Genomic DNA, 9,002 nt, shown 5'->3' on the forward strand with positions numbered 1-9,002 from the left:
AATTTCGGATACGATGCGCGTTAAACCAAAGATTTAGAGCGCGGATCTGTTTCAATCAGACCGAAACGCGCTCTAATCCAGGCTTGGGAAAAACCATGACAATCAATGGATGGATACAGATCCTCATCTTTTGCGGGATCATCATCGCGCTCATAAAGCCGCTTGGCAGCTACATGACGCGCGTTTTCAATGGCGAGCGCACGTTTCTGTCGCCTGTCCTCGTTCCCATCGAACGGGGCCTTTATCGTCTGGCAGGAACAAGCGAGCGTGAGGAGCAACACTGGACGAGCTATGCAGCTGCCATGCTGCTGTTCAATCTTGCAGGCTTTCTGCTGCTTTATTTTCTGCAGCGCGCGCAAGGTTCCCTGCCTTTCAACCCGATGGGCATGAGCAATGTGCCTGCCGATCTCGCCTTCAACACGGCAACAAGTTTTGTGACCAACACCAACTGGCAGAACTATGGTGGCGAAAGCACCATGTCCTATCTCACCCAGATGGCAGGTCTTACAGTCCAGAATTTCGTTTCGGCTGCAACGGGTGTGGCCATTGCCATTGCGCTCATCCGCGCCTTCTCGCGCAAATCGATAAAGACGCTGGGCAATTTCTGGTGTGACCTCATACGCTGCACGCTCTATATACTGCTGCCCATTTGTGTGGTCATGACGCTTGCTTTTGTGGCGCTCGGTGTACCGCAGACGCTCGGCTCTTATGTCGAAGCCACCACGCTTGAAGGCGCGCGTCAGGTCATAGCCCTTGGTCCGGTCGCTTCTCAGCTTGCCATCAAGATGCTCGGCACCAATGGCGGCGGTTTTTTCAATGCCAATTCCGCGCATCCATTTGAAAATCCCGATGCCATTTCGAACATGATCCAGATGGTAGCGATCTTTGCCATCGGTGCAGGCCTTACAAATGTGTTTGGCCGCATGGTCGGCAATGAAAAGCAGGGCTGGGCGATTTTCGCTGCAATGGGCGTGCTCTTTGTGGCCGGTGTTGCCATTTGCTATTGGGCGGAAGCTGCGGGCAATCCGCTGATCCATGCGCTTGGCATTGATGGCGGCAATATGGAAGGCAAGGAAACCCGCTTCGGCATTACCATGTCGGCGCTATTTGCAGTGGTGACAACAGCCGCCTCCTGTGGCGCAGTCATTGCCATGCATGACAGCATGATGGCGCTCGGCGGCATGATTCCCATGATCAACATGATGCTGGGTGAAATCATTATCGGCGGCGTGGGCGCAGGCTTCTACGGCATCATCCTGTTTGTTGTCGTGGCAATCTTCGTGGCCGGTCTGATGGTCGGACGCACACCGGAATATCTGGGCAAGAAAATCGAGGCCAAAGAAGTGAAGATGGCCATGCTCGCCGTTCTCTGCCTGCCGCTTTCGATCCTTGGCTTTACGGCAATCGCCACAGTCATTCCGGCAGGTCTAAGCTCGATTGCCAATCCGGGGCCGCATGGCTTTTCGGAAATCCTTTATGCCTATACGTCGGGCACCGCCAATAACGGTTCGGCCTTTGGCGGTCTCTCGGGCAACACGCCCTGGTACAATATCACCATCGGTCTTGCGATGCTGATGGGCCGCTTTCTGGTCATCGTACCGGCACTGGCAATTGCAGGATCACTGGTTGCCAAGAAGGCTGCACCCGAATCCGCCGGGACATTCCCGACCCACGGACCGCTTTTCGTCGGTCTGTTGATCGGTGTCATTCTCGTTGTGGGTGGTCTGATCTTCTTCCCCGCACTGGCGCTCGGACCTGTGGCTGAACATCTCGCGCTGATTAACGGGCAGACATTCTGATGCACATATTCAGCAAGTTAAAAACTCCCTTTTGCATCCGTACGGATGCACGGAGTTTTAGGCCATCAAACCTCATTCTCCTCATTCTTGCAGCAGTGCTGATGATCGTACTTGCTGCAGAATTTCTGGGTCCGCTTTTCTGGAGTTCCCTATGAGCAAGTCCCAATCCGCCAAAGTCGTTAAGGCCAGCATCCTTGATGCGCGCATCCTCATTCCCGCCATTGGTGACGCTTTTCGCAAGCTTAATCCCAAAAGCCTTGCACGCAATCCGGTGATGTTCGTGGTGGCTGTGGTCTCCATGCTTACAACTGTTCTTCTGTTGAAGGATGTTGCGACCAGCGGAGCCGATATCGGCTTTTCGTTCCAGATCGTGCTGTGGCTCTGGTTCACGGTACTGTTTGCCAATTTTGCCGAAGCTGTTGCCGAAGGTCGTGGCAAGGCACAGGCGGAATCCCTGCGCCGCACCCGCACGGAAACCCAGGCCAAACTGCTCCGTGATATAGGCCAGAAAGACTTTACGACCGTACCTGGCACAAGCCTCAAGGTGGGCGATGTGGTGATCGTTGAAGCAGGCGATATCATTCCATCCGACGGCGAAGTCATCGAAGGTGTGGCTTCCGTCAACGAAGCAGCCATCACAGGTGAATCCGCTCCGGTCATTCGTGAATCGGGCGGCGACCGCTCTGCTGTCACGGGTGGTACGCAGGTGCTGTCTGACTGGATTAAGGTCCGCATCACGGCGGCTCAGGGCTCGACTTTCATCGACAAAATGATCAGCCTTGTCGAAGGGGCTGAACGCCAGAAGACGCCAAATGAAATCGCGCTCAACATTCTGCTTGCAGGCATGACGCTGATCTTTGTTCTGGCTGTCGTGACAATTCCGAGCTTTGCCTCCTATGCGGGCGGTTATATTCCCGTCATCGTGCTGGTTGCCCTTTTCGTGACTTTGATCCCGACCACAATCGGCGCACTTTTGTCGGCAATCGGCATCGCCGGCATGGACCGTCTGGTGCGCTTCAATGTGCTTGCGATGTCTGGCCGTGCGGTGGAAGCTGCCGGTGACGTTGACACGCTTTTGCTCGACAAGACTGGCACAATCACGCTCGGCAATCGTCAGGCCACAGCCTTTATGCCGGTTAGCGGCGTGAATGAACTGGCCCTTGCCGATGCCGCACAATTGGCCTCACTTGCCGACGAAACGCCTGAAGGCCGCTCCGTCGTCGTTCTTGCCAAGGAAAAATACGACATGCGCGGCCGCGATATGCAGAGCCTGAATGCGATCTTCGTGCCTTTCACGGCGCAAAGCCGGATGAGCGGTGTCGATGTTGACGGGTCGTCAATCCGCAAGGGCGCGGTTGATGCCGTGCTCAAACATGCAATATCGGATGAGAAGACCGTCCATGAACTGCAAGCCATTGCCGACACAATCGCCAAAACCGGCGGAACGCCTTTGGCAGTCAGCAAGGATGGACGCCTGCTTGGCGTCATTCACCTCAAGGATATCGTCAAGGGTGGTATCCGCGAGCGTTTCACTGAATTGCGCCGCATGGGTATCCGCACAGTGATGATTACTGGCGATAATCCGATGACGGCGGCGGCGATTGCTGCAGAAGCAGGCGTAGATGATTTTCTGGCGCAGGCAACGCCTGAAAACAAGCTTGAGCTTATCCGGCAGGAACAGGCCAGGGGCAAGCTTGTGGCCATGTGCGGCGACGGCACCAATGATGCGCCAGCCCTGGCGCAGGCCGATGTCGGCGTTGCGATGAATACCGGAACGGTTGCCGCACGCGAGGCCGGGAATATGGTCGATCTCGACAGCGATCCAACCAAGCTTATTGAAATTGTCGAGATCGGCAAGCAATTGCTGATGACGCGCGGCGCACTCACGACTTTCTCGATTGCCAATGACATTGCCAAGTATTTTGCGATCATTCCCGCGATGTTTCTCGCCCTTTATCCGCAGCTTGGCGCGCTCAACATCATGGGGCTTGCGACCCCACAAAGCGCGATCCTCTCGGCGATCATCTTCAACGCACTCATCATTGTCGCGCTGATCCCGCTTTCGCTGAAGGGCGTTGCTTATAAGCCTGTTGGCGCAGGTGCGCTGCTGTCGCGCAATCTTCTGATCTACGGCCTTGGCGGCGTCATTGTTCCGTTCATCGGCATCAAAGCCATTGATATGGCTATCGTCGCCCTCGGCCTGGTTTAAGGAACAAGAAAATGTTGAAACAACTGCGTCCAGCACTCGTCATGATCGTTGCTCTTACTGTCATCACAGGGATGATTTATCCGCTTGGCATGACCGGCCTTGCACAAGCCATCTTTCCGCAACAGGCCAATGGCAGCCTCATCGAAAAGGATGGCAAGGTGATCGGTTCTGAACTTATCGGCCAGAAATTTGCAGGCGACCGCTATTTCCATGGCCGCCCTTCTGCGGCTGGCAAAGAAGGTTATGATGCTGCAAGCTCGGGTGGCTCCAATCTTGGGCCAACCAATCCGGCACTGATTGCACGCATCAAAGCCGATGCCGATCCATTGCTACAGGGTACACCCAATGCCGAAGTGCCGATTGATCTCGTCACAACATCGGCAAGCGGGCTTGATCCGCATATCTCACCGCAAGCAGCGCTTTTTCAGGTGCCTCGGGTTGCCAAAGCGCGCGGGCTTGATGAAGCGAGCCTTCGCGGCATCGTCAAACAGCAGATCGAGCAGCGCGAGCTTGGTTTTCTTGGTGAGCCGGTCGTCAATGTGCTCAAGCTCAATCTTGTTCTGGACAGAACCGGGATTAACTAGAGTAGATCAAAGCATTTCCAGCAAAAGTGCAACGCGGTTTTGTGTTGGATAATGCATGAAAACAAAGAAATAGAGCGGTTTCAACGATTCTGCTAAAAATGAAACCGCTCTACCGGCGGGCTTGCCTGCTGCCTTCTCATTTTGAGGAACAACGCTTGATATCGGACGATCTTCGCCCTGGCGATATGAGGCCTTCTCCCGATGCGCTGCTTGAACAGGCAGAGCGCGAAACGCGCGGCCGTCTCAAGATATTTCTGGGAGCAGCACCCGGCGTCGGCAAGACCTATGAAATGCTGATGTCGGGACGTGCGCGCAGAGCGGACGGCATTGATGTGGTGATCGGCATTGTCGAGACGCATGGGCGACAGGAGACGGAAGCGCTTGTCGATGGACTTGAAATAATCGACCGCAAGCCGGTGTCCTATCATGGCCACCGGCTCGATGAGATGGATATCGATGCCATCCTAAAAAGGCAGCCGCAACTCGTTCTGGTGGATGAGCTGGCCCACACCAATGCACCGGGCAGCCGTCATCCCAAGCGCTATCAGGATGTCGGGGAAATTCTGGCGCGCGGGATCGATGTTTATACCACGCTCAATATTCAGCATGTCGAAAGCCTCAATGATGTGGTGGCACAGATTACCCGCATCCGCGTGCGCGAAACCGTGCCCGACAGCATTATCGACCGGGCCGATGATATCGAGCTGATTGATCTCACGCCGGACGATCTCATTAAGCGGCTTGACCAGGGCAAGATCTATCTGCCGAAAACCGCCAGGCGTGCGATCCGCAACTATTTTTCTGCCGGCAATCTGACTGCCCTGCGCGAACTTGCACTTCGCCGCACCGCGCAGCGGGTTGACGAACAATTGCTGACTCATATGCGGGCACATGCCATTGAAGGGCCATGGGCTGCGGGTGATCGTGTTCTGGTTGCCATCGACCAGCGCACAAGCAGTGCTTCATTGGTGCGCTATGCGCGACGGCTTGCCGATCGGATGCGGGCGCCCTGGGCTGCCATTCACATTGAAACACCGCGCTCAGTCAATCTGTCCGATGAAGCAAAGGACCGGATTTCGGCAACCATGCGCCTTGCCGAAAGGCTTGGCGGCGAAACCGTGATTATTCCCGGCCAGAATATTGCCGAAGATCTGGTGCGTTACGCCTCAACCCATAATTACACGCATATCGTGGCTGGAAAATCGGCAAAGTCGCGCTGGCGCGAGGCAATCGAAGGCTCTGTCGGGCATGATCTTATCCGCCATTCAGGCGCGATCGATGTTCATATCACCTCGACTGCCGACCGCGACAAGGCGGAGACAACGCGTGGTGTCAAAACCGCAAGTCAACCGAGCGCCTTCAACATCAAGCCTTATCTCGCGGCCTCACTGGTCACGGCCTGCGCACTTGGTGTCGGGCTTCTGCTCGACCAGTTTTTGGATGTGCGAAGCATCGCTCTGGTTTTCGTTGTGGGCGTTCTTGGCGTTGCGGTCACGCTCGGTCTTTGGCCAGCGCTGTTCGTGTCGGTGTTAAGCGCTTTTGCCTATAACTTCTTCTTCCTCTCGCCGCTCTACACGCTGTCTATCGCAGACCCAGAAAGCGTGGTGGCGCTTTCGTTCTTTCTGCTTGTCAGCTTTGTCGCCAGTAATCTGGCAAGCCGCGTGCAGCGTCAGGCAGCAGCGGCACGGCAGCGCGCAAACATGACCGAGGATCTTTATCTTTTCAGCAAGAAGCTGGCGGGAACAGGTTCACTCGATGATGTGCTCTGGGCAACCGCCTTTCAGATCGCCTCCATGCTGAAAGTGCGCGTTGTCATCCTGCTTCCCGAAGGTGAAAGCATTGCAGTTCGCGCGGGTTACCCGCCCGATGACAGTCTTGTCGATGCCGATATTGCTGCAGCGCACTGGGCTTGGGAACATGAACTGCCAGCCGGTCGGGGTGCGGATACGCTGCCCGGTGCCAGGCGGCTTTATCTGCCGCTCAAGACGGCGCGCACGTCCGTCGGCGTGATCGGGCTCGATAATGATCGGCAGGGGCCAATCCTGACACCTCAACAGCAGAGACTTTTTGAAGCGCTCAGTGATCAGGCGGCCATTGCCATCGAGCGTGTGCAGCTTGTGGGCGATGTTGAACGCGCCAGGCTTGCAGCAGAGGCAGACAAGCTCCGCTCGGCGCTTCTCACCTCCATATCGCACGATCTTAAAACACCACTTGCGGGCATCATGGGGGCCGCCACCACATTGCGCGACTATTCCGTTTCGCTGCCCGAGAGCGACCGCACCGAATTGCTATCGACCATTGTCGAGCAATCCGAACGGCTGAACCGCTTCATCGCCAATCTGCTTGATATGACACGCATTGAATCAGGTGCCATGGAACCCAATCTGTCGCTGCATTATCTCGGCGATATTGTGGGAGCAGCGCTGCATCGCGCGGTCAAGATTCTCGCGCATCACAGGCTTCAGGTGGCGGTCGCAGCCGATCTTCCCATGCTGCGGCTTGATGCGGTGTTGTTTGAACAGGTATTGTTCAATCTTCTCGATAATGCCGCAAAATATGCGCCGCAGGGATCAGAAATCGCGCTTGAAGCGCATGTCGAGCGTGGTCATGTGGTGCTTGAAATCAGCGATCATGGTCCCGGTATTCCCGATATCGATCTTGAACGGGTTTTCGATACATTCTATCGCGTTCGCAAGGGTGATCACGTACAGGCAGGAACGGGCTTGGGCCTTTCCATTGCCCGCGGCTTCACAGAAGCAATGGGTGGAACTATTCGGGCTGGAAACCGGGCTGAGGGTTCCGGTGCCCGTTTTACGATAACCATACCGCTGCCGGTTCAAGAGATAGACAGGAACTCATGAACGATCCAAAGCCGAAAATTCTGGTCGTCGATGACGAGCCACCCATTCGCAAATTGCTGCGGGTGGGGCTTACGACCGAAGGCTATACGATCATTGAAGCGGCCAATGCGCGTGAAGCAGACCTTTTGCTTGAGAGCGAAAAGCCCGATCTCGTTCTGCTTGACCTGGGCTTGCCCGATACGGACGGCCACGAAGTTCTGCGTCTGTGGCGCGAACGGGGACTGACGCTGCCAGTCCTCATCCTTTCAAGCCGTACCGATGAGGCGGGCATTGTGCGCGCACTTGAAACCGGTGCGGACGATTATGTAGCCAAGCCTTTTGGCATGAAGGAGCTGGCGGCACGAACGCGTATGGCGCTGCGCCATAAACTGCACCAGCAGGGCGAGAAGCCGGTTTTTCTGAGCGATGGTTTATCGGTCGATCTGGTCAGGCGCATCGTGAAGCTTGATGAGGCGGAGATAAAGCTTTCGCCCAAGGAATATGAAATACTGCGTTTGCTTGTTCAGCACGCCGGCAAGGTGCTGACGCATCAATATATTTTGAGCCATGTGTGGGGACCGGCGGCCGATGTGCAATATTTGCGCATCTATGTCCGTCAGCTGCGCCAGAAAATCGAGAAATCTCCCGATCAGCCGCATTATATTCTGACGGAAACAGGCGTCGGCTATCGCCTGCGCGCACAAGATTGATGGCTCAGTCACCGTTGTGACTAAAGAGAAATATTTGCCTCGCTCTTCAATAAAGTCGAGCTTCTGATCCTGTTCGCAGCAAGCAAGAAAAAGCGCTGATGGCAGGCCAAGGTCTCATCCGCACAAAGCTTAACATCAATTGAAGGCGTGGCTAATGTCCACGTGTTCGGCACGATGTCACCACAAGCACCATTACCGCAGAATATGACCCGCTATTACTCTATCCTACGCTAACTGCGGAGCTTAGAGATCCAGCCGCAATCACGCAGTCTATGATGTGAACGGCAATTTTCTGGGTCCCCACAAAATCTAAGCTGTCTGCTTATGCGCGATCTCAAGCGGCTGAAACACATAGCAACCAGCGATTTCTGATCTTTTCTCTCCACTATTGAAATCTGTTTGATCCCAATCAAAGAGCGCGACCGAAAGGCATTCTAAATTTTCATTGCACTGGTGAATGGCATCTTTCCGAAACTGCCCAAGCCAGCTTTGGAGATCAACAAAATGCGTAAATGTGCTATTTCCTTCGCCGCAGCGGCCCTTAGCCTGATGATGGTGGCCCCCGTTATGGCTGACAATATCGAAGTCCATATGCTCAACAAGGGCGCAGACGGCGCCATGGTTTTCGAGCCTTCTTACATTAAGGCCAATCCCGGCGACACGATCACGTTTATTCCCACTGACAAGGGCCACAATGTCGAGTCGATCAAAGGAATGATCCCCGAAGGCGTTGAAGCTTTCAAAAGTAAGATCAATGAAAATTACACACTGAACGTCACAGAACCTGGCGCTTACTTCGTTAAATGCACACCGCATTATGCCATGGGCATGGTGGCTCTGCTGGTTGTCGGCGACAACCC

6 protein-coding genes are annotated in these 9,002 nt (G+C 55.0%); all 6 read left to right on the forward strand.

All coding sequences use genetic code 11. The annotated features are described in order from the left end of the window. Window positions 1-95: 95 nt before the first annotated feature. Complete coding sequence (gene kdpA / locus J2782_RS20450) at window positions 96-1,799, forward strand: potassium-transporting ATPase subunit KdpA (protein WP_310015854.1); 1,704 nt, start codon at window positions 96-98, stop codon at window positions 1,797-1,799. 151 nt (window positions 1,800-1,950) lie between these two features. Then, window positions 1,951-4,008: a potassium-transporting ATPase subunit KdpB gene (gene kdpB, locus J2782_RS20455; protein ID WP_310015857.1), complete on the forward strand. Its 2,058-nt coding sequence runs from the start codon at window positions 1,951-1,953 to the stop codon at window positions 4,006-4,008. An 11-nt stretch (window positions 4,009-4,019) separates the two neighbouring features. Further along, the gene (gene kdpC / locus J2782_RS20460) at window positions 4,020-4,592 is read left to right on the forward strand and encodes a potassium-transporting ATPase subunit KdpC (protein WP_310015859.1); all 573 of its coding nucleotides are present in this window, start codon (window positions 4,020-4,022) and stop codon (window positions 4,590-4,592) included. 185 nt (window positions 4,593-4,777) lie between these two features. After that, entirely contained in the window at window positions 4,778-7,453 is a 2,676-nt protein-coding gene (locus J2782_RS20465; protein ID WP_404989692.1) for a DUF4118 domain-containing protein, read from the forward strand. After that, window positions 7,450-8,142 carry a response regulator transcription factor gene (locus J2782_RS20470; RefSeq protein ID WP_310015861.1) on the forward strand — a complete coding sequence of 231 codons (693 nt, stop codon included), beginning with the start codon at window positions 7,450-7,452 and terminating at the stop codon, window positions 8,140-8,142. The genes J2782_RS20465 and J2782_RS20470 overlap by 4 nt, the downstream gene beginning before the upstream one ends. A 504-nt stretch (window positions 8,143-8,646) precedes the next feature. Beyond that, a partial coding sequence (locus J2782_RS20475; protein ID WP_310015862.1) for a pseudoazurin occupies window positions 8,647-9,002 on the forward strand: 356 nt, incomplete at its 3' end.

The organism is Brucella pseudogrignonensis (assembly GCF_031454375.1).
Classification (GTDB): domain Bacteria; phylum Pseudomonadota; class Alphaproteobacteria; order Rhizobiales; family Rhizobiaceae; genus Brucella; species Brucella pseudogrignonensis_A.